The following is a 21,245-nucleotide window of genomic DNA, read 5'->3' as shown; positions in this document are numbered from 1 at the left end:
TGACTTGAAGCGTTCCCTCCTTCTACTAATAAGTCTGGCCTTGAGCTTTGCTGCGAACGCGACGATTACCGAGAGTCACGGTTACGCGCAGTTCGGCACGCTCAAGTACCCGGCCAAATTCACCCATTACGATTGGGTAAACCCTGCAGCGCCGAAAGGCGGGACACTGCGGGTGATGGCCTTTGGTACGTTCGACACCCTCAACCCTTATACCTTCAAGGGCACCAGCCCGGTTTCCACTGGTAACTTCCTGCAGTACGGCGTCAATGAGCTGAACGAACCGCTGATGGTCGGCACCGGCCAGTACGCCCCTTCCGGCGATGAGCCGACGTCCAGCTACGGCCTGATTGCCCAATCGGTGGAATACAGCGAGGACCGCAGCTGGGTCGTGTTCAATCTGCGCCACGAGGCGCGTTTTCACGATGGGGCACCGATTACTGCCGATGACGTGGCGTTTTCCTACCGAACCCTGTTGACCGAAGGCCACCCGCAATACCGCACCAACCTGCAGGAAGTGGCGCGGGTCGACATCCTCAATCGCCATCGCATTCGTTTTGTGTTCAAGCGCGCCGGCAACCCGCTGCTGATCCTGCGCCTGGGCGAGTTGCCCGTGCTGCCCCAGCATTACTGGAAGAACCGCGACTTCAAGGCCACCACCTTCGAGCCGCCACTGGGCAGCGGGCCGTACCGCATCAGCAAGGTCACCCCCGGCCGCCAGCTGGTGTTCGAACGGGTCAAGGATTACTGGGGCAAGAACCTGCCGGTCAACCAGGGTTTGTATAACTACAACAAGGTCGAGGTGGAGTTCTACCGCGACAGCGACGTCGCCTTTGAAGCCTTCAAGGCGGGCGAATTCGACATTTATATCGAACACCAGGCCAAGAACTGGGACACCGGCTACCACTTCCCGGCGGTGAGCCGCGGCGAGGTTATCAAGGCACAGATCGCCCACCGCATCCCCACCCAGAGCCAGGGCCTGTTCATCAACACCCGGCGTCCGGCCTTCAGCCAGACCCAGGTGCGCGAAGCCCTGGGGTTGATGTTCGACTTCGAATGGACCAACCGCACCCTGTTCAGCAATGCCTACAAACGCGCCTTGAGTTACTACCCCAACAGCGAATTTTCCGCCACCGGCGTCCCGGTCGGTCACGAGTGGCTGATGCTCTCGCCCTACCGCGACCAACTGCCGGCCAAGCTGTTTACCCAGGCCTTCAGCCTGCCCCAGACCGACGGTCGCGGCATCCCCCGCGACACCCTGCGCCGCGCCCTGGGCCTGCTCGGCGAGGCCGGCTGGAAGCTGTCCGGCCAACGCCTGTTGAACCAGGACGGGCAACCGCTGCGCCTGGAAATCCTGCTGGTCAACCCGAACCTGGAGCGCATCCTGCAGCCCTATGTCGAGAACCTGATCAGTATCGGCATCGACGCGCACCTGCGCACCGTTGACCGTGCGCAGTACAAGCAGCGCCTCGACCAGTTCGACTTCGACATGATCCTGGTCACCCTCAACCAGACCCTCAGCCCAGGGCTGGAACAGTGGCAGTACTTCCATTCCAGCCAGGCTGCCATCAAGGGCAGCAAGAATTACGCCGGCATCGCCAACCCTGTAGTCGACCACCTGCTGGAACAACTGCTCGCGGCCCAGACCCGCGAAGAACAACTGGCCGCCGGCCGCGCCCTGGACCGGGTGCTGCTATGGCAGCACTACAGCATACCCAATTGGTACCTCAACTATCATCGCCTGGCGTACCGCAATCGGTTCGCCTTTGTCACCACGCCGCCCTACAGCCTGGGCTTGAGTGCATGGTGGCTGAAAGCTTCGGAGAAAGCCCAATGATGTCTTTGCGCAGCACTCTATTCGCCAGCCTGTTGCTGTGCAGTGCGGCCCAGGCCGCCCCGCAACATGCGCTGACGCTGTATAACGAGCCGCCCAAGTACCCCGCCGATTTCAAGCATTTTGACTATGTGAACCCCGACGCCCCCAAGGGTGGCACCTTCCGTGAGTCGGCCATGGGCGGCTTTGACAGCCTCAACCCCTACATCAGCAAAGGCGTGCCCGCAGACAATCTGCCGTTGATCTACGACACGCTGGCCATGCAGAGCCTGGACGAGCCCATCACCGAATACGGCCTGGTGGCCGGCAAGATCGAAAAGGCCCCGGACAACAGTTGGGTGCGCTTTTACCTGCGGCCCGAGGCACGCTTCCATGATGGCCACCCGATCCGCGCCGAAGACGTGGTGTTCACCTTCCAGACCCTGATCAAGGATGGCACCCCGCTCTACCGCACTTACTACGCTGACGTGGATGAAGTGGTCGCCGAAGACCCGTTGCGGGTGCTGTTCAAATTCAAGCGCACCAACAACCGTGAGCTGCCACTGATCCTCGGGCAATTGCCGGTACTGCCCAAACATTGGTGGGCCAGCCGGGATTTTTCCAAGGGCAACCTGGAAATTCCGCTGGGCAGTGGCCCGTACAAGGTGGCTGAGGTCAAGGCCGGGCGCATGATTCGCTACGAGCGGGTCAAGGACTACTGGGCCAAGGACTTGCCGGTCGCCAAGGGTTTCTACAATTTCGATAATCGCATCACCGATTATTACCGTGACAGCACCGTGTCCCTGGAAGCCCTGAAGGCCGGGCAGTTCGATTATTGGCTCGAGTTCAGCGCGAAAAACTGGGCCAACGCCTACAACATTCCGGCGGTAGCCGAGGGCCGCTTGATCAAGGAAGAAATCCCCAACGGTAACCCCACCGGTATGCAGGGTTTCGTGTTCAATACGCGCAAACCGATGTTTCAGGATGTACGGGTGCGCAAGGCCATCAGCCTGTTGCTGGATTTCGAATGGAGCAACAAACAGTTGTTCAATGGCGCGTACACCCGCACGCGCAGCTACTTCGAAAACTCGGAAATGGCCGCCACCGGCTTGCCCGGCCCGGATGAACTGGCGATTCTCGAGCCCCTGCGCGACAAGATCCCTGCCGAAGTCTTCACTCAGTCCTTCGAGCCTTCCAAAACCGACGGTAGCGGCATGATCCGTGCGCAGCAGCGCGAGGCGTATCAGTTGCTGCAAGAGGCCGGCTGGAAGATCGTCGACGACAAGATGGTCGACACCACCGGCAAACCGGTCACCATTGAATTCCTGCTGGCCCAGACCGAATTCGAGCGCATCCTGCTGCCGTTCAAGCGTAACCTGGCCGACCTGGGCATCGACCTGGTGATTCGCCGGGTTGACGTGTCGCAGTTCATCAACCGCCTGCGCTCGCGGGATTTCGACATGCTGGTGGGCAGCTTTCCGCAATCCACCTCCCCAGGTAATGAGCAGCGTGAGTTCTGGAAGTCGTCCAGCGCCGACAAACCCGGCAGTCGCAACTACATGGGCCTGAAAGACCCGGCCGTCGACCAACTGGTCGAACAACTGATCGACGCCGACTCGCGCAAAAGCCTGATCGCCCACGCCAGGGCGCTGGACCGCGTGCTGCAGTTTGGTTACTACGTAATCCCCAACTGGCACATCAAGACCTTCCGTGTGGCGTATTGGGACCACCTCGGCCATCCGCAAGTCTCGCCGCGCTATGACGTCGGCACCGCCACCTGGTGGGCCAAACCCGACGTCAAACCGGCGATCCCCCTGGACACCACACAAAGCGCCGAAGCGGCGAGCGGAGGCGATTGAATGCTGGCCTATATTGTTCGTCGCCTGTTGCTGATCATCCCCACGCTGTTCGGCATTCTGCTGATCAACTTCGTGATCATCCAGGCCGCCCCCGGCGGGCCGGTGGAACAGATGATCGCCAAGCTCGAAGGCTTTGACGGCGCCACCAGCCGTATCGCCGGTGGCGGCGCCGAAGTCGCGGTGGCCGGTTCCAGCTATCGCGGCGCACAGGGGCTGGACCCGGCGCTGATCAAGGAAATCGAGAAAATGTACGGCTTCGACAAGTCGGCGCCGGAACGCCTGTGGATCATGGTCAAGAACTATGCCCGGCTGGATTTCGGCGACAGTTTTTTCCGTGACGCCAAGGTCATCGACCTGATCAAGGAAAAGATGCCCGTGTCCATTTCCCTCGGGTTATGGAGCACCCTGATCATGTACCTGGTGTCGATCCCCCTGGGCATCGCCAAGGCCACGCGCCACGGCAGCCATTTCGATGTGTGGACCAGTTCGGCGATCATCGTCGGCTATGCAATCCCGGCGTTCCTGTTCGCCATCCTGTTGATCGTGGTGTTTGCCGGCGGCAGTTACCTGGACTGGTTCCCCTTGCGCGGGCTGACGTCGAATAACTTCGACGAATTGAGTTGGGACGCCAAGGTGCTCGATTACTTCTGGCACCTGGCCCTGCCCGTGACCGCCCTGGTAATCGGTAACTTCGCCACCATGACCCTGCTGACCAAGAACAGCTTTCTCGACGAGATCAACAAACAGTACGTGGTCACCGCCAAGGCCAAGGGCCTGACCAACCACCGCGTGCTCTACGGCCATGTGTTCCGCAACGCGATGCTGCTGGTGATCGCCGGTTTTCCCTCGGCCTTCATCGGCATCTTCTTTACCGGTTCCCTGCTGGTGGAGGTGATCTTTTCCCTCGACGGCCTCGGCCTGATGAGCTTTGAAGCGGCGATCAACCGCGACTATCCGGTGGTGTTCGGCACGCTGTTTATCTTCACCTTGCTGGGGCTGATCGTGAAACTGATCGGTGACCTCACCTACACCCTGGTCGATCCGCGTATCGACTTCGCCAGCCGGGAGCATTGAGATGAACCTGTCCCCCCTCAATCGCCGCCGGTTCGAGCGGTTCAAGGCGAACAAGCGTGGCTGGTGGTCGCTGTGGCTGTTCCTGATCCTGTTCGGGCTGAGCCTGGGCGCCGAGTTGATCGCCAACGACAAACCGCTGGTCGTGCACTTCGACGGTGACTGGTACTTCCCGGCGCTCAAGCGCTACCCGGAGACCACCTTCGGCGGCGAGTTCCCCCTGGAAGCCAACTACAAGAGCCCGTATATCCAGGAACTGCTCAAGGCCAAGGACGCCTGGACCTTATGGGCACCGATCCCGTTCAGCTACCAGAGCATCAACTACGACCTCAAAGTGCCGGCCCCGGCGCCGCCGTCCAGCGTCAACCTACTGGGCACCGATGACCAGGGCCGCGATGTGCTGGCGCGGGTCATCTACGGTTTTCGCGTGTCGGTGCTGTTTGCGCTGACGCTGACCGTGCTCAGCTCGATCATCGGCGTGATCGCCGGCGCCCTGCAGGGTTTCTATGGCGGTTGGGTGGACCTGGCCGGGCAACGTTTCCTGGAGATCTGGTCCGGGTTGCCAGTGCTGTACCTGCTGATCATTCTCGCCAGCTTCGTGCAGCCCAATTTCTGGTGGCTGCTGGGCATCATGCTGCTGTTCTCGTGGATGAGCCTGGTGGACGTGGTGCGCGCCGAATTCCTGCGCGGGCGTAACCTGGAGTACGTGCGCGCGGCCCGTGCGCTGGGCATGCAGAACGGCGCGATCATGTTCCGCCATATCCTGCCCAATGCGATGGTCTCGACCATGACCTTCATGCCGTTCATTCTCACCGGCGCCATCGGCACCCTCACCGCCCTGGACTTCCTGGGCTTCGGCCTGCCGGCCGGCTCGCCGTCACTGGGTGAACTGGTGGCCCAGGGCAAATCCAACCTGCAGGCGCCGTGGCTGGGCATGAGTGCGTTTGCCGTGCTGGCGATCATGTTGAGCCTGCTGGTGTTTATCGGCGAGTCCGCTCGCGATGCCTTCGACCCGAGGAAATGAGATGAATCAGGACAATCTGATCGAAATCCGCGACCTCAGCGTCGAGTTCGTCACCGGCGAGCATCACCATCGCGTGGTCAATAACGTCAGCTTCAATATCAAGCGCGGCGAAACCCTTGCCCTGGTCGGCGAAAGCGGCTCGGGCAAATCGGTGACCGCCCATTCGATCCTGCGCCTGCTGCCCTACCCGTTGGCGCGGCACCCGTCCGGCACCATCCACTACGCCGGGCAAGATCTGCTGACGCTCAAGGAAAAGACCCTGCGGCATATTCGCGGCAACCGCATCGCGATGATCTTCCAGGAGCCGATGACCTCGCTGAACCCGCTGCACTGCATCGAAAAACAGATCAACGAAGTGCTCGGCCTGCACAAAGGCCTCACCGGCAAGGTCGCCACCCAGCGCACCCTGGAACTGCTGGAGCTGGTGGGCATCCCCGAGCCGCACAAGCGCCTCAAGGCATTGCCCCACGAACTCTCCGGCGGCCAGCGCCAGCGGGTAATGATCGCTATGGCCCTGGCTAACGAGCCGGAGCTGCTGATCGCCGATGAGCCGACCACGGCCCTCGATGTGACAGTGCAATTGAAGATCCTGGAACTGCTCAAGGAACTGCAGGCGCGCCTGGGCATGGCGTTATTGCTGATCAGCCACGACTTGAACCTGGTACGCCGGATCGCACACCGGGTGTGCGTGATGCAACAGGGCTGCATCGTCGAACAGGCCGATTGCGAGGCGCTGTTCCAGGCGCCGCAACACCCTTACACCCAGGAATTGCTGGCGGCGGAACCCAGCGGCGGGCCGGCCACCAACGCCGCCGGGCCACCGCTGTTGGAAGTGGACGACCTGAAAGTCTGGTTCCCGATCAAGAAAGGCTTTTTGCGCAACACCGTCGATTACGTCAAGGCCGTGGACGGCATCAACTTCAGCCTGCCCCAGGGGCAAACCCTGGGCATCGTCGGCGAAAGCGGCTCGGGCAAGTCCACCCTGGGCCTGGCGATCCTGCGCTTGATCGCAAGCCAGGGCGGCATTCGCTTCGAAGGCCAGCAACTCGACCGCCTCACCCAGCAACAGGTACGCCCGTTGCGCCGCGAAATGCAGGTGGTGTTCCAGGACCCCTTCGGCAGCCTGAGCCCGCGCATGTGCGTCAGCGAGATCGTCGGCGAGGGCTTGCGCATCCACAAGATGGGCACGGCGGCCGAGCAGGAAGCGGCAATTATTGCCGCCCTCAAGGAAGTCGGCCTGGACCCGGAGTCGCGGCATCGCTACCCCCATGAATTTTCCGGCGGCCAGCGTCAGCGCATCGCCATCGCCCGCGCCCTGGTGCTCAAACCGCGCCTGATCCTGCTGGATGAGCCGACGTCGGCGCTGGACCGTACCGTGCAACGCCAGGTGGTGGAACTGCTGCGCGGTTTGCAGGCCAAGTACAACCTGACCTACCTGTTCATCAGCCATGACTTGGCGGTGGTCAAGGCGCTGAGTCACCAGTTGATGGTGGTCAAGCAGGGTCAGGTAGTGGAGCAAGGCGATGCCGGGGCGATTTTCGCCAGCCCACAGCACCCCTATACTCGGCAATTACTGGAAGCGGCCTTTCTGGTGCCCGCTTGACGTAGGAGCCCTCGCCATGTCGTTGAACACTCGCGCCCACCCTTCGCACTCGCCGCGTTTCTGGCGCGACGAGCGCTTGCCGTTCATCGAGGCGCGCACCATCGCCGACGGGCGCAAGGTGACGTACACGCGGCATGCCCATGAACATTTTTCCATTGGCGCAATCACCCGCGGGCGCAGCTATTACCAGCATGGCGCGCAGACCTTCCAGATCAGCGCCGGCACCGTGGTGTTGATGAACCCCGGCGATGTGCATGCCTGCAATCCCATCGAAAACGAGCATTGGTCCTACCATATGCTCTACCTCGACACGCCCTGGCTGACCGACCTGCAGTATCAACTGGGCTTCAGTACCGACCAGGGTTACCGCCCGTTCAACACCCCCCATACGCGGGACCCGTCGTTGTACAACGGCTTGCTGGCGTTGTACCGCCTGTTGGTGGATGAGCGGGCCGAACTGCTGCACAAACAGAGCGCGCTGGTGAGCTACTTCAGCGAGGTGCAGCAGCGCCTGAACCCTTCGCTTGCACCGGTACGGGAGGTCAATCACAGGCTGGAGCGGGCCGCCGACTACATCCGTGAACACTGCACCGAGGCCTTGAAGCTCGAGGACATTTGCCAGGCGGCAGAACTGTCGCCGTCTTACCTGATCCGCGCCTTCAAGCAGTATTACGGGCTCACGCCCCATGCCTTTCTGGTCAATCGCCGTATCCAGTTCGCCCGCACCCAGCTGCGTAATGGCGAGCTGATCGCCGACGTGGCCCTGGCCGCAGGCTTTGCCGACCAGGCGCATTTCCAGCGTGCGTTCAAACAGCATTTCGCCGCCACGCCCGGGCAATACCGCGAAATACTCAAGCCATCAGCAAATAACCCACACTGGCCACCAGCAACGCGGCCATCGAGCGGTTGAATACCCTGACACCCTGGGGATTGTGCAGGTAGCGCCGCAGAAACGTTCCGGCATAGGCCCAACACGCCACCGACAGGTAGCAGATCACCAGGTAGAGGCCGGCGAACAACCAGACTTGCCCGGCATCGCCGTCCGCCGCGAACAGCCCCATCCCCGCCACACAGGCCAGCCAGGCCTTGGGGTTGAGCCACTGCATGATCGCGCCGTATACCATCGATGGCGCCGTGGCGGCGCCATCGGCCTGCAATTGGCCATCATCCACGGCGAGCTTCCAGGCCATGTACAGCAAAAAGGCCACCCCGCCCCACTGGATCAACTGGGTCAGGATCGGCCAGCGCAGCAGCACCTCGTGCAGGCCCAGGCCAATCAGTATCAACAGCAGCGTGAAGCCAAGCGCAGCGCCGAACAAGTGCTTCTGGCTGGCGGCAAACCCGAAGCGCGCGCCGCTGCTCAGGGCGACCACGTTGACCGGCCCTGGCGTAATGGAGGTGGCGAGGGCGAAGGCAGCCATGGAAATGATCAAGCTCATTGCGGTTCCTTTTCGTGATGCCAGACGGGATGGCATCACGCTATAGGCTGGAGCGAACTCGGTATTGAACAAAACGCCCCTCAAGCTGCGCGAGGCATCCAGGCTCAGCGCTGCGCGGGGATCCGGATATCACCGCTGCGGCACTGGCTTTTCACACTGCGCGGGCAACCGGCGAAGGCCAGGTCCTTGGTCAGGCATACCCGCACTTCAGACAGCACTTTGCCTTTGCAGATGACGGCCATCCCGTGATTGCCCATGCGTGGGTTGCTGTCGCGAAACAGCGCCTCGATCTCGCTGGCCGCTAATGACGGCGGCGTATTGAACGGCTGCAGTTGTGGCGGGATGACCACCGCCCCCAGTGCCGTATCGGTTTTCTCCAGGTATTCCAGCGGCACGAGCCCGCTGCAGGTGCCGTGCTTGGCCCATTCATGCTTGAGCAGAGCACGGGTGGGAAACAGCGTCGCGCCCTTGCGCATTTCCTCGTTGGTCAATCGCACGTCAGGGGCACAGGAGGCCGGCCACCCGCCTCGCGCGTACTGCGGCCACAAGCCATGCAGGACAAACCCATAGCCCTTGCCCGAACACTGTTCATTGTCCGGGTGTGTCAGGCAAAACGTCGGCGACCATGACAGCGACAATACATAGAAATCAAATTCCCCTGGCTGCCCTTGGCTGCGCGGCGCTGCCGTTGCCCCGGTGACGATCAGCAGCCACCCCACCATCCAGTATTTCATCGCGATATCCGTTTAAACAAAGTGAGTCACCACGCTATCGCAACGGCTAGGGATGTTGAGAGTAACGTTGCAGCACCTTGTCCAGGATTCGATCCGTCTTCAGCGCCTCGATTGCCAGCGAAGGGTGCTTGGCTTCCCCCCGGATATGGGCATTCATCGCAAGCACGTGGTGCCATTGGATGTGCGCATGACAAGGCACTTCCAGCACCTCGTCAACCGCCCCTTCAAGACGCAGCGGCTGGTCTTCGAATACCGAGAACGTGATGCGCCCATGACTGCCGATCAGCTCGACCCGGTCTTCGCGGCGGTCTGCCACGAAGTTCCAGCAGCCCATGCCCAACGCACCGCTGGCAAAGGTCCAGCAGGCGGTTACTGCATCTTCCGCCGCGTAACGCCCGGCCTGCCGCGCGGTGAAGCCCGAGACTTCGACGATATCTCCCGCCAGGTACTGGAACAGGTCGAACCCATGGCTGGCCAGGTCAGCAAAATAACCGCCGCCGGCAATCGCCGGATCCGTGCGCCAATTGGCGGGATTGGTGTCGGCCTCCGCTGCGGGCTTGCATAGAGTCCAGGTCAAGTGGCGTAGCTCGCCGATACGGCCTTCCTGCAACCAGCTGCGCACTTGCTGGAAGCGTGGCAATGAGCGCCGATAGTAGGAGACGAACAGGTGCAGCCCGGCGCGCTCGAAGGTGCGTTGCATCAATGCGCTCTGTTCGGCGTTCAACGACATTGGCTTTTCGACGCAGCAATGCTTGCCTGCCGCCGCCACCATCAAGCTGTACTCGAGGTGGCTGTCGGGTGGCGTGGCGATGTACACCGCGTCCACCTCGGGGTCGTCGATCAGGGCCTGGGCGTCGGTATAGAAGCGGGCAATGCCATGGCGTGTCGCATAATCGCGCACGGCGTCCTCGCGCCGCCCCATCACGGCCACCAGGGCAGAGCCTGGCGCTTTGTAGAAAGCGGGTCCACTCTTCAATTCAGTGACACTGCCACAGCCGATCATGCCCCAACGTACGGTGCTCATCTGCTCTCCTCGTTCGTTTATGTCAATCGGGCAGTATCCACATACACGCCCTGGCGCGCCATAACCACTTAGCATGACAATTGCATTACACTTTTATGACAGAGATTTCGTTACGGGCACAGATGATGAAAATACGGGCCACGGTCATATGCGAACACGAGGGGCATATCCTCTTTGTGCGCAAGGCAAGATCGAAATGGGCGTTGCCGGGCGGTAAGGTCGAACGCGGCGAACGCCCAGTGGGCGCGGCAGAACGCGAGCTGGAAGAAGAGACCGGGTTGAACGTTGATGGCTTGCTGTACCTGCAGGAGCTGAAGGCCCGCGACACCCTGCACCATGTGTTTGAGGCCTCGGTGGTGAACATCGACGAGGCGCGGCCGTGCAACGAGATCGTCGACTGCCAGTGGTACGCCTACAACGCTCTCGATGAATTGGACACGACTGACGCCACACGGCACATCGTCAACTCCTTCCTGCGCCGCCTCTGACGCGACGGCCTTGCCGACGCTGTTGTGCCAAATTCCAGGCAAAAAAAATCCCAAGTAGCTGATGGAAACTTGGGATTTAAAAATGCATAAACCGTGGGAGGTGAACGCACGGCTATAGTAGCGATTGCAAAAACACGTCACAAGATTGTTTTCTTCCTTTCGTCGGATTGGAAGCGTCGTAAGTCATTCAATAACCACATGTTTTTTAAGGAAAGAGGCTAATTTGTGCCACTTTTTGGTGCAAGTTAGGGGCAAGGCTTTGAACTTAATCCGCTTATAAAAAAGGGTTATTAGTTATTCCACTTTCACAGTTTTCAATAACGGGTTGTTCAATCGCCTGCATGCGCGCTGCAGCGCCCAACACTCCAGCACGAAGTTGCGCAAGCTGTCAGCTAATCGGGGCTTAGGCGCTCATGAAGTCAGTATGCCCTGCTTTTTTCGTAGCGAACGTCATCACCCTCAACACGGCCGGCCCTCAGCCACCCCAGGCGCTGATAGAACCCATTAGCGCGGACTTCATCGCGGCCATCAGTAACCAGGTACACGCGCTCGTGATGCACAAACAACGCGGCCTCGGCCACTGCCATCAACCGCCGGCCCAGGCCCAGGTTCTCGTGGGAAGGTAAGACGAACATCGCGAACACCTCGCCGGTCTCAAGATCGACCATGGAAAAGGCCGCTGCCTGGCCGTCCACTTCTGCGACCCATGCGCACGGAGCTGCGCGCAGCGCGTCGGCCAGTACCTGCGGCGTAATCCCCAGATCAGCCATCTGTTCAACGCTCAAATGGTTTTGCACCACCGAGGTACGAATTTTAATGAGCGTGTCGAGGTCTTCGGCGGTCGCCACTCGAATAAGCACTTGCATATATGCCTCCTGATCAAGCACGCGATTGTATGCAAATACTTACATAGCATTTGTCGTGGATCTGTAAACCACTCGGCAGCACGGTAGGAAAAACGCTTATTTACGCGCCACTTTATACCGCACGCAATCCTGGTAAAAACTCTGGCGAATCGCCTCGGGTTTGAGCCGTGAACGGCTGTCATAGGTCTGCTCGGTAATACCCATGGCCATCATGCGCATCCACGATTTGTTGAATTTGATGGTCTGGATCTTTTGCCGCGCGGCGTACAGCGACACCCCCGAAAGCTTCAGCTCCTGAGCCCTGGCAGCCGTGCCTGCGCCCCAACTGCACATATATTTGTCGCCCTCGCGCAACTCCCGAGCCTGCGCGGCTGCCGCGCCGCCGGCCAGGGAACAGGCAATCAGCATGATTCCAACAGTGCGCATTAGCTTCCTCACCTAACCACCTGAAATAAAAGTGATTCTGGCGAGAATTTTGTTACAGAGGGGCCATCAGATTGCCTTATCTCAGGCCCATGCCACTACCAACAGGCCAGCGCCCAACACCAGACACAGCGGCGAATAAAAGTAGGTGTCCAGCCTGGCGAACCTTGAGCCCACCACCTTTTTGAAAAAACCCACCAGCTCCGAATCGCCGATCGCCCTGGCAAACATCACCACAGCAATCGCACTGATCCCCCATTGCAGCGCCCCATGGGACACCGGCGAAAAATACAGCCCGGCGCGCAGACAGACGAGCAGCGCAATCGCCACCAGCCCCATGGCGACCAGAAAGGTGCCCAGCGCCGAGGGTTTGAACGCCGGCCTTGGCCCGCTGGCGAATTCGCCCGGTAATTGAGGAATGGCGGCCAGGCTGCCGAGTTTGCCGCCCGCGGCCCAGTACAGATGCACCATGCTGATGCAGGTGAAAATTGCGACGATCCAGCGCGCAACGACGAAGCTCATGGCGGGCGTCCCCAGAAATGGTGGGACTGAGCATAGACGCCCTGATATTTTTTGCAGGTATTTCGTCGGCAGCTGATGTTAAAGTGCCGCCCCATGAAACTTGCCCGAATCGACCGCTCGCTCATTGCCTGGATGCTGTATGGCTGCGTCCTATTCAATGTGTTCGCCTGCAGCATCGGGCACGGGCAAATGGTCGGGATGCAGCTCAACGGCATCAGCGGTCAGTTCTGTACGGTCGACCCGCGCACGCAGGCGCCCGTGCAATCAAACTCTACCGATGAGAGCCTGCCAACACTGTCCAAGGCGTTCGGTTGCCCCCTGTGCTCCACCGGCGGCATGGGCCCCGCGCTCAGCAGTCACCTGAATGTAGCGGTGTTGCCACAGCCGCACGCCCCGCCTGCGGCCGTGGTACTTGCCGCTGACATCCCCACCCGTCTCACCTGGCCCACAGCCCACCCGCGCGCGCCGCCCGCCTTCGCCTGATCCCTGCGCTGTCCCTGCGCACAGCCCCCTGTTTCCATCCGGAAATACGCGCGGTCGTGCGTCGTTTTCACGCCAAGTTTTCAGGATTCAACCATGAAACACTTACCCTTGCTGGCGGGCCTGTGCGGCTGCCTGCCTGTTTGCGCCCCAGCCCTTGAGCTGGCCCCGACCACCATCGAAGGCGAGCAAACCGTCGATCCCGGCCTGGCCCTGGATCAACCCAGCGGCATGGCGTCGCGGCTGGGATTGAGCGTGCGCCACACCCCGGCGTCGGTGGCCATCGCCACGCGCAACGACATCGAACGCCATGGCGCCAAGACCTTTCGCGATGCGGCCAATACCCTGCCCGGCGTCAACGCCAGCGCGCCACCGGGTTTTGGCGGGTTCGTCTCATACCGTGGGTTCACCAGCAGCCAGATCACCCAGATGTTCAACGGTATCAACGTCGCCACCGGCCTCGCGCGACCGGTGGATGCGTGGATCTACGACCGTGTCGAACTGGTCGGCGGTCCCTCCTCCCTGATCAATGGCGCAGGCTCCGTAGGCGGTTCGCTGAACTACGTGACCAGGCTGGCCAGCCGTGAGGAGCACGCCGTCGAAGGCCAGTTGACCTATGGCAGCCATGACACCGCCGGCCTGGCGCTGGGCCTCAACCATGCGCTTACCGAGCCTGGGGCCGCCGTGCAGCATTACGCGCGCCTGGATGTCAGCCGCAACACGCAGCACAGCTATATCGACCGCGATCAACGCGAAGCCTGGAGCGTGGCGTTTTCCCTGCTCAGCGACCTGACCCCGGACCTGTCCCATACCCTGGCGCTGGAATATCAGGACGAGCACGAAGACAGCCCCTACTGGGGCACTCCCGTGCTCAACCCCAAGGCCGGCGAGTTGAAGATCGACAGGCACAACCGCTTCAACAACTACAACGTCGCGGACGGTCGCTATGAACAGCGCACACGCTGGGCACGTTCAATCATTGACTACCGGATCAACGACAGCACCACCCTGAAAAACACCCTCTACCACCTCGACAGCCAGCGCGATTACCGCAACCTGGAAACCTACCAGTACAACGCCGACAACAGCGCGGTGAACCGCTCCACCGCCTATCAGGTGCGGCATCAGGGTGAGCAGAACGGCAACCAGTTCGAGCTGCGCCATGAGGACACCGTCTTCGGCCTGGCCACCACCTGGTCCGCAGGCTTCGAATACAAGGTCAACAGCACCACCAACAGCCCGTTGAACTTGCCGGGCAACAGCACAGTCGAGCCGAACGGCTATCAGCCCGGCCATTTCTACGACATACCGGGCACCCGACCCGGTTTCGTCAAAGACAAGACCAGTGCAGTGACTACAAAAGCGCTGTTCGTGGAAAACCGCTTGGGCTTGACCGACACATTGTCGCTGCTCACCGGCCTGCGCTACGACGCCATCGACCTGGACGTGACCAACCACAGAACGGTGACAGCCGCCAACCCAAGGCACCTCCAGCGCAGTTGGGAACCGGTGACCGGGCGCGTGGGTTTGACCTACCAGTTCGTGCCATCCGCCAACGTCTACGTGCAATACAGCACCGCCGCCGAACAGCCGAGCACCACGACTCAGGTGTTCGACGTATCGACCGGCAAGCAATGGGAAATAGGCAGCAAGTTCGACTACCTCGAGGGTCGTGGCGCCGCGACGCTTGCCGTCTACAGGATAGAGCGCAAGGACTTTGCGGTGACCGACCCACTGGACCCCACCCGCAGCATTCGCGTGGGTGCGCAGTCATCCAGGGGCATCGAACTGGCCAGTTCGCTGCGCATCACCCCCCGATTGCTGGCTGAAGGCAACGTCGCCTGGGTGGACGCGCAATACGACGACTTCAACGAGAAAACTGCCAGCGGCTCCGTGGTGTCGCGTCAAGGCAATACACCGACCAACGTGCCCAAGCGCGTGGGCAATCTATGGCTGACCTATGACTTTTCAGAAAATTGGCAAGGCGGCGTAGACGCGCGCCATGTCGCCCAGGTGTATGCCGACAATGCCAACACCCAGACGGTGCCGGCCTACACGCTGTTTGGCAGTTTTCTGCGCTATAAAGTGGACACACACACCTCGATAACTGGCCGGGTGCGCAACCTGACCAATGAGGTGTATGCCGAATTCGCCCACGTTTCACCGGCGTATTACCTCGGCTCACCGCGAACGTTCGAGGTTGCTGTACAAACCCGATTCTAAAGCTGGAATACAAGCAATGTGGGAGGGGGACATCCTGGTCGGCCCAGAAGCCGCCATCGGGGGCAAGCCCCCTCCCACATTTTGATCTCCATCAGGTAGCAATACTGTCGATCACTTGAGGGCCGACTCAACCTTGAGTGCCACATCCTCTGCCAACCACGCCTTCCACACCTCGGGATGAGCCTTGAGAAACGCCTGGGCCACGTCCCGAGGTGGCGTATGGTTCTCACTCATTTTCGCCAACGCCTGATTAAGCGGCTCAATAGGAAACTCAACCTTCTCGAAAAACTGCGCAATCTGCGGATGCTCCTTCTGGAACGGCGTAGACACGCCGATGCTCAATTTCGAGGCCAGCGAGCGCGTCGGCTTGGGATCAGGATTGTCCGCATCCGTCAGCGTCTTCCAGGCCTCGGCGTCGAACGGCGGCTCCTGCAGCTGAATCAATTTATAGCGGCCCATCAACGGCGTGGGCGACCAGTAGTAGAACAGCACCGGCTTGCCCCGGCGGATCGACGACGCAATCTCGGCATCCAGTGCCGCCCCCGAGCCGCTGCGAAAGTTCACGTAGCTGTCGTCCAGGCCGTACGCCTTGAGCTTTTGCTTGTTGACCACTTCCGAGGTCCAGCCGATGGGGCTGTTGAGAAAGCGCCCTTTGCCGGGAGACTCAGGGTCCTGGAACACATCCTTGTAGCGCGCCAGGTCGTTTACGCTTTTCAGGTCAGGGGCCAGGGGCTTGATGTTTTTGCTCGGGTCTCCCTTGACCACGTATTCCGGCACCCACCAGCCTTCGGTGGCGCCCTTGACCGTATCGCCCAGGCCCACCACCTTGCCTTGCGCCTCGGCCTTGACCCAGACGGGGCTGCGGCCCGCCCACTCTTCACCGATCACCTGGATATCGTTCTTGGCCAGGGCGGTTTCCAGGGTGATGGTGGTACCGGGCAAGGTATCGGTGGGCAAGTCGTAGCCCTTCTCGACAATGAACCGCAGCACCTCGGTGATCAGGCTGCCACTTTCCCAGTTCAGGTCGGCAAAGTGCACCGGCGCCTGGGCAGCCGATACCGGCACTGTCGCCAGCGACAGGCCCAGGGCCGTCAACGATGCAGCCAGCAGTGTTCGTATTCCTTTCATCCCCTCGCACCTCGCGATATCGCAGCCATCAGCGGACGGCTTTGCTGCTATGCGCGAAGCCTCTGAATAGTTAAGTCAACTCAACTGTAGTAGAGGTTCCGGAAGATAAAAGAAGTTCGCCGTGTCGATATTTATTCACTGGCCTTGAACGTCACCAGTTCGCCCTTGCGCCACTTGGCGGCTTTGCCTGTTACGGCCTTGAGGGTTTTGGTCAGGCCTTCCTGCAATTGCTCGTGGGCAGCAAATACCAGCATGACGCTATGGCCTTCCTTGAACACAATCCCCTCGCCCTCGGCCGATGACACAAACGCGTAGTCGCCCAGGCCATATACGGTCAACTTGATATCGCGGAATTTCAGTTCGAACTTGCCACCTTCGCGGCTGGGCAATACCGCCGCGCGAAAATGGTCGCCGACCTTGAGTTCCAGGCGTGGCTTGTCGTCCACCACCAACGCCGCTTCGGTATCGATCTCAGCGATGTAGATACCTTCCGGTGTCTGCTCGGTGACGTAGACAAAACGAGATTGAAACTGCTTGACCAACTTTGCGCGCAAATCACCCAGCACGAATAACGCGTGCATATCCAGATTACTGACTGCCAAGGAAACGCCCCCACATCGAAATAGCACTGACCGCTTGAGCGGGCAGCACAAAAAAACGGCCGTTACGGCACGATCACAGACTCGTTAAAAACCTGAAGAAACCCCATAAGACCCGTACAGATAAGCGCGGTGGCCCTTATGCGAGGTCATCCGGCAACACAGCAAATCACAGGTTCAACGACCCGAGAATACGGGTCGAACAACTTCAGAGAATAACCCGATTAAAAACGCAGTTTTCCGACACGCATCACAAAAGAAAACACCTGGACATGGAACCAGGCGCGCGCCGCCAACGACAATACTAAAACAGTAACACTAGTCAAACCACCCGAAACGTGGCGGCTATATCAACAAGGTCGATCGACAGGAGCTGAGCATGCTACGACGTCAACACGACGATACGTCCTTCCACTCGCATTCATCATGTCCAGGCGAACCGCAATACTACTGCTTACCTACGCCCGATGGGTACTCCCATTCCGTGCTTTATCGCGTTGTGCCGGCCGGAAGGAATTTTTTCCATATCCAGGAAGTGACCAGCGGCAGGATAAAAGGCTTTCGCAGCGATCACACCAAGGCCTGTGCACTGGCCAAAGCCCTGGAAGCCAATTTGTATAGTCTGCACGGCACACTCGTTTCGTCACCTGGCTGACTTTACTGCACAGCGGCCCTTCAACAACTGCCATACTGACCCGTCCATTGGAGTTTGCCCCGTGCGGGTCAGGTTTCATCAGTGCAGTTACCTTGAAGAGAAGCCTATACGTGACGGAATTTGATATTGGCGAATTTTTTATCCATGGCGATGCCAGGGAAGTAGACGGTGAGTTTCAAGCGGTCATCATCATGCGGGCCAAACCGCCGTTGACCACAGTTACAACGCATCAGGTAGAGAAAGACCGCTGGTTCAAAACCGTCGACGCTGCGGCCATCGCAGCGAAAGAGGCCGCCAAGGAGCTGAAAGCCGCCGTGGATTCAGGCGCACTCAGTTCTTGATAATCCGATAGAACTCTGGCGTGCCATACCCCTCACATGCAGGACGATGATCAGCCCGCATGGAGAATGTTATGGACACCACCACCCCGACACTTGAAACCCTGTTCGAACAACTAGGCCTGGATTCCAGCCAGGAAGCCATCGAACGCTTCACCGCCGAACACCGTTTGCCGGATGACGTCAAACTCATCGACGCGCCGTTCTGGAGCGAGCAACAAGCGGCCTTCCTCAGGGAACAATTGCATATCGACGCCGAATGGGCGCCTGCGGTCGATGACCTCAACGCCCTGCTGCACGAGTCTCCCAGCGTTTGATGCAATGCAGGCTGTCTGCTTGCTCCGGGCGCAACAGCGCTTGCCAGGCAGCCTTGCATTCCTGCGTTATCGCCCTGACTTTGCACCTTGCGGCTTGTAGCCCAGGCGCAAACCACCCCAATGGCGCCCCTGGACCATGATTGGCACCGACAAGTCGTGCATCAGCTCGCCGGTATCGCGCGTGTAAGTCTGCAGCAACATGGGCTGTTGATGGCTACCGCAGCGTATGCCGGTACGATCGTCAAACTTGCGCTTGGTGCGGTTCTGCACTGCATCCACTTGGTCATCCCCGGTCAAGGCGTGGGAAAACGCTTTGTTATGCGTCGGCACGTAGCCCTGTTGGGTGCAGGCGATGGCAAACACCAAGCCTTCATGACGTGGCAACAGCGCCTCTTGAATGGCGGGCAACACCTGGTCGGTGTAAGCGTCAAACCGGGTTTTATATTTGCTCGGGCGCGTGTTCGCAATCAGCGTGTAGTTGCGGTCAAACAGATCCTCGAGGCTGATCCGGCGGCCCAGCACATCCGCCTCGAACTGTTCGGCAATGCGCCTGGCGCCTTCGCGTGCCAAGTCGTAGATACGCTGGTGATAGTCATCCAGGCCGACTTGCGCCAGGCGCTCGCTGATGGTTTCCGCCTGCCCTTCCATTTGCACAGCGGCGTCGGCGAGCTGGCGGGTTTGCTGATCGCTTACCGCAAGGTCGCTGCGCATCTGCTCCACGGCGTGGAACAGGCTGTCGAGTTGCGTGCGATTGGTGTCGGTGCCCTGGGCGATTTCACTGACTTGGGTTTCCACATCCGCTGCCAGGCTGGCGATGCTCGCCAAGTGCTCGCCGGCATGTTCCACCTGTTCAACACCGGTGTGCAGGTCCGCCGACAGTTGGCGAATCTGCTCCACCACCTGGGCGGTACGTTGCTGGATGTCAGCGACCATCACCCCAACTTCATCCGTGGCCGTGGCCGTACGGCCAGCGAGGCCGCGTACTTCATCGGCGACCACGGCAAACCCACGCCCATGTTCACCGGCCCGCGCCGCCTCGATCGCCGCGTTCAGCGCCAGCAGGTTGGTCTGGCTGGCAATAGACTGGATCACCAGCGTCACACGCTGGATTTCCTCGCTGCGCTGGCTCAAGGCTTCGATCAGCTCGCGGCTGGCATCGGCACGCTGGCTGAGTTGATGCATGCGGGTGATGGACTGCACCAGCACTTCCCGGCCTTCGCTGCTGCGCTGATGAGCTTGGCTGGCCGCGCCCAAAGCCTGGCGGCTGAGCTGGGAAGTGACCTGTTCGGTGCTGATCATCACTTGCGCGCTGCTGACGATCTGTTGGGAGGCGCCCAGCTGCGACTGCAAACGCGCCGCCAGTTGCTTGACCGAATAGGCCACGCCCGCAGCGGAGAGTGCGTTATGGCTGGTGGTATAGGACAGATCGCGCGTCAGCTCGCCAATCGCATCGCTGGCCGCAGCGTGCGCCACCCCAGGTTTGGGACTTTTCAGGCGGGGTAGCCAGATCACCAGCAAGGCCAGCGGCAGGCACACATAGAGTGGCAAGCGGGTAAACGCCAGGCCCAGCAGTAGCAGCACCAAGGCGGCGCTCTGCGCGAGCGGTGTGAGCCAGCCGGGCAGCACGCGCGCCACCGATTGCGGTGGCACTGCTGCGCCCGTCAGAGATCCGTCTCCAGCCATTGTCGTTACCCCGCTGCTTGTCGTTATTGTGTCTGCATTAAACGCCACTATCGGGCCATTATCCATGGGCCTTTAGTGCAAGTGCATGCAGTAGATCAATAACCAGGGCGTAACGAATAATTCTTTGGGGAGCCGGGCATGCGGCCCCCCGCGCAGCACATCAGGCTTGACGCTGGTGCTTGTCGATCTGCTCGTGGCGCTCTTGCGCTTCGATGCAGTATTTGGTGGTGGGGCTGATCAGCAGGCGCTTGAGGCCGATAGGCTCGCCGCTGTCATCACACCAGCCAAAGGAATCTTCCTTGATACGTTCCAGGGCACGCTCCAGTTGCGGCAACATGCGCTGGTCGCGGTCGATGGCATTGACCAGCCAGGTGCGCTCTTCTTCCACGGAAGCAGCGTCAGCCGGGTCGGCAGGCGTGTCCAGGCTTTCAATGGCGATACGGTTCTGTTCAATGCGCTCGTGGTGTTCCACTTTCATGTCTTGCAGCAACTTCTCAAAAAAAGCGTGCTGTTCGGCATTCATGTAGTCATCCGCCGGCATGGCCAGCAACTTTTCCTTTGTCATTGATTTCTCTATAAAAAATACGTGCATTAAGGCGAATAAGGGAGCGTTCCGGCCGACCTCTGCAGGTCTCGGAAAGGCGCCATCCGTTCCAAGCGCCACCCGGCACTCAATTTACGAGGGGCGGCAGTCTAAGGCCGACTTGAAGGCGCAGCAACTGAAATGACAGGCATTTTTCCCGATCAACCCCCAAAAGCACCAGGACGGGCTTGGCGAACGGTCATCGGAGTGCGTTTATAGCAAGAAATTCAGTCCAGGTGAGCTATATAGAAGACAAACGGTTGAACAAGCTGGCGCATTACTCAATGTGGGAGGGGGCTTGCTCCCGATTGCGGAGTGTCAGTCGCCATCTGTTTGACTGAGCCACCGCAATCGGGAGCAAGCCCCCTCCCACCCT

Annotated in this window: 21 protein-coding genes; 11 read left to right on the top strand and 10 right to left on the bottom strand. The window is 60.1% G+C overall.

From position 1 onward, the window contains the following. Window positions 1–4 precede the first annotated feature (4 nt). The 6 genes from C4J86_RS12485 to C4J86_RS12460 are packed head-to-tail and all read left to right on the top strand — an operon-like array spanning window position 5 to window position 8,277. Window positions 5–1,834 (top strand): extracellular solute-binding protein, encoded by a 1,830-nt coding sequence (locus C4J86_RS12485; RefSeq protein WP_124370607.1) that lies wholly within the window; start codon window positions 5–7, stop codon window positions 1,832–1,834. Then, on the top strand, window positions 1,831–3,669 hold the full coding sequence (locus C4J86_RS12480; RefSeq protein WP_124366920.1) for an extracellular solute-binding protein: 1,839 nt from the start codon (window positions 1,831–1,833) through the stop codon (window positions 3,667–3,669). Before C4J86_RS12485 ends, C4J86_RS12480 begins: the two co-directional genes overlap by 4 nt. Next, window positions 3,670–4,743: a microcin C ABC transporter permease YejB gene (locus C4J86_RS12475; RefSeq protein ID WP_124370606.1), complete on the top strand. Its 1,074-nt coding sequence runs from the start codon at window positions 3,670–3,672 to the stop codon at window positions 4,741–4,743. 1 nt (window position 4,744) lies between these two features. Next, the gene (locus C4J86_RS12470) at window positions 4,745–5,764 is read left to right on the top strand and encodes an ABC transporter permease (RefSeq protein WP_124370605.1); all 1,020 of its coding nucleotides are present in this window, start codon (window positions 4,745–4,747) and stop codon (window positions 5,762–5,764) included. A gap of 1 nt (window position 5,765) precedes the next feature. Beyond that, window positions 5,766–7,367 (top strand): ABC transporter ATP-binding protein, encoded by a 1,602-nt coding sequence (locus C4J86_RS12465; RefSeq protein WP_124370604.1) that lies wholly within the window; start codon window positions 5,766–5,768, stop codon window positions 7,365–7,367. Between the two features lie 16 nt (window positions 7,368–7,383). After that, a complete protein-coding gene (locus C4J86_RS12460) occupies window positions 7,384–8,277 on the top strand; it encodes an AraC family transcriptional regulator (protein ID WP_124370603.1) in 894 nt (297 codons plus the stop codon). Here C4J86_RS12460 and C4J86_RS12455 read toward each other — a convergent pair. From C4J86_RS12455 to C4J86_RS12445, 3 genes are all read right to left on the bottom strand, one after another. After that, window positions 8,219–8,806: a LysE family translocator gene (locus C4J86_RS12455; RefSeq protein ID WP_124370602.1), complete on the bottom strand. Its 588-nt coding sequence runs from the start codon at window positions 8,804–8,806 to the stop codon at window positions 8,219–8,221. The genes C4J86_RS12460 and C4J86_RS12455 overlap by 59 nt on opposite strands. Before the next feature lie 104 nt (window positions 8,807–8,910). After that, a complete protein-coding gene (locus tag C4J86_RS12450; RefSeq protein WP_124370601.1) occupies window positions 8,911–9,540 on the bottom strand; it encodes a ribonuclease T2 in 630 nt (209 codons plus the stop codon). Between the two features lie 46 nt (window positions 9,541–9,586). Then, on the bottom strand, window positions 9,587–10,564 hold the full coding sequence (locus tag C4J86_RS12445) for a Gfo/Idh/MocA family protein (protein WP_124370600.1): 978 nt from the start codon (window positions 10,562–10,564) through the stop codon (window positions 9,587–9,589). Between the two features lie 125 nt (window positions 10,565–10,689). On the opposite strand from C4J86_RS12445, the gene C4J86_RS12440 reads away from it, so the two are divergent. Then, on the top strand, window positions 10,690–11,052 hold the full coding sequence (locus C4J86_RS12440) for an NUDIX hydrolase (protein WP_124372423.1): 363 nt from the start codon (window positions 10,690–10,692) through the stop codon (window positions 11,050–11,052). A 419-nt stretch (window positions 11,053–11,471) separates the two neighbouring features. On the opposite strand, the gene C4J86_RS12435 is transcribed toward C4J86_RS12440, so the two are convergent. The 3 genes from C4J86_RS12435 to C4J86_RS12425 all read right to left on the bottom strand — a co-directional run bounded on the left by C4J86_RS12435 (window position 11,472) and on the right by C4J86_RS12425 (window position 12,863). After that, entirely contained in the window at window positions 11,472–11,918 is a 447-nt protein-coding gene (locus tag C4J86_RS12435; protein WP_124370599.1) for a GNAT family N-acetyltransferase, read from the bottom strand. A gap of 96 nt (window positions 11,919–12,014) precedes the next feature. After that, the gene (locus C4J86_RS12430; protein WP_124362714.1) at window positions 12,015–12,344 is read right to left on the bottom strand and encodes a hypothetical protein; all 330 of its coding nucleotides are present in this window, start codon (window positions 12,342–12,344) and stop codon (window positions 12,015–12,017) included. Between the two features lie 81 nt (window positions 12,345–12,425). Further along, a complete protein-coding gene (locus C4J86_RS12425; RefSeq protein WP_124370598.1) occupies window positions 12,426–12,863 on the bottom strand; it encodes a DUF3995 domain-containing protein in 438 nt (145 codons plus the stop codon). A 93-nt stretch (window positions 12,864–12,956) separates the two neighbouring features. Here C4J86_RS12425 and C4J86_RS12420 point away from each other — a divergent pair, with 93 nt between their 5' ends. Together C4J86_RS12420 and C4J86_RS12415 are read left to right on the top strand one after the other, a co-directional pair. Continuing rightward, on the top strand, window positions 12,957–13,346 hold the full coding sequence (locus tag C4J86_RS12420; RefSeq protein ID WP_124370597.1) for a DUF2946 domain-containing protein: 390 nt from the start codon (window positions 12,957–12,959) through the stop codon (window positions 13,344–13,346). Between the two features lie 93 nt (window positions 13,347–13,439). Further along, on the top strand, window positions 13,440–15,566 hold the full coding sequence (locus C4J86_RS12415; RefSeq protein WP_124370596.1) for a TonB-dependent siderophore receptor: 2,127 nt from the start codon (window positions 13,440–13,442) through the stop codon (window positions 15,564–15,566). 111 nt (window positions 15,567–15,677) lie between these two features. Here C4J86_RS12415 and C4J86_RS12410 read toward each other — a convergent pair whose 3' ends face one another. Then, entirely contained in the window at window positions 15,678–16,694 is a 1,017-nt protein-coding gene (locus C4J86_RS12410) for an ABC transporter substrate-binding protein (protein WP_124370595.1), read from the bottom strand. A 131-nt stretch (window positions 16,695–16,825) separates the two neighbouring features. Further along, window positions 16,826–17,296, bottom strand: a complete 471-nt coding sequence (locus C4J86_RS12405; protein ID WP_057725140.1) for a hypothetical protein — start codon at window positions 17,294–17,296, stop codon at window positions 16,826–16,828. A 762-nt stretch (window positions 17,297–18,058) separates the two neighbouring features. On the opposite strand from C4J86_RS12405, the gene C4J86_RS12395 reads away from it, so the two are divergent. Together C4J86_RS12395 and C4J86_RS12390 are read left to right on the top strand one after the other, a co-directional pair. After that, entirely contained in the window at window positions 18,059–18,289 is a 231-nt protein-coding gene (locus tag C4J86_RS12395) for a hypothetical protein (protein WP_124366909.1), read from the top strand. Between the two features lie 71 nt (window positions 18,290–18,360). Beyond that, window positions 18,361–18,603, top strand: a complete 243-nt coding sequence (locus C4J86_RS12390) for a DUF2789 domain-containing protein (protein ID WP_124366908.1) — start codon at window positions 18,361–18,363, stop codon at window positions 18,601–18,603. 66 nt (window positions 18,604–18,669) lie between these two features. Here the strand turns inward: C4J86_RS12390 and C4J86_RS12385 are convergent, their stop codons facing one another. Together C4J86_RS12385 and C4J86_RS12380 are read right to left on the bottom strand one after the other, a co-directional pair. Next, the gene (locus C4J86_RS12385; protein ID WP_372239267.1) at window positions 18,670–19,902 is read right to left on the bottom strand and encodes a methyl-accepting chemotaxis protein; all 1,233 of its coding nucleotides are present in this window, start codon (window positions 19,900–19,902) and stop codon (window positions 18,670–18,672) included. 544 nt (window positions 19,903–20,446) lie between these two features. Further along, window positions 20,447–20,851: a TraR/DksA C4-type zinc finger protein gene (locus C4J86_RS12380; protein ID WP_003191666.1), complete on the bottom strand. Its 405-nt coding sequence runs from the start codon at window positions 20,849–20,851 to the stop codon at window positions 20,447–20,449. Window positions 20,852–21,245 lie beyond the last annotated feature (394 nt).

The organism is Pseudomonas sp. R2-7-07 (genome assembly GCF_003852355.1).
Classification (GTDB): Bacteria; Pseudomonadota; Gammaproteobacteria; order Pseudomonadales; family Pseudomonadaceae; genus Aquipseudomonas.
Note: the sequence above shows the minus strand (reverse complement) of the source record. Positions and strands in the feature narration are given on the sequence as shown.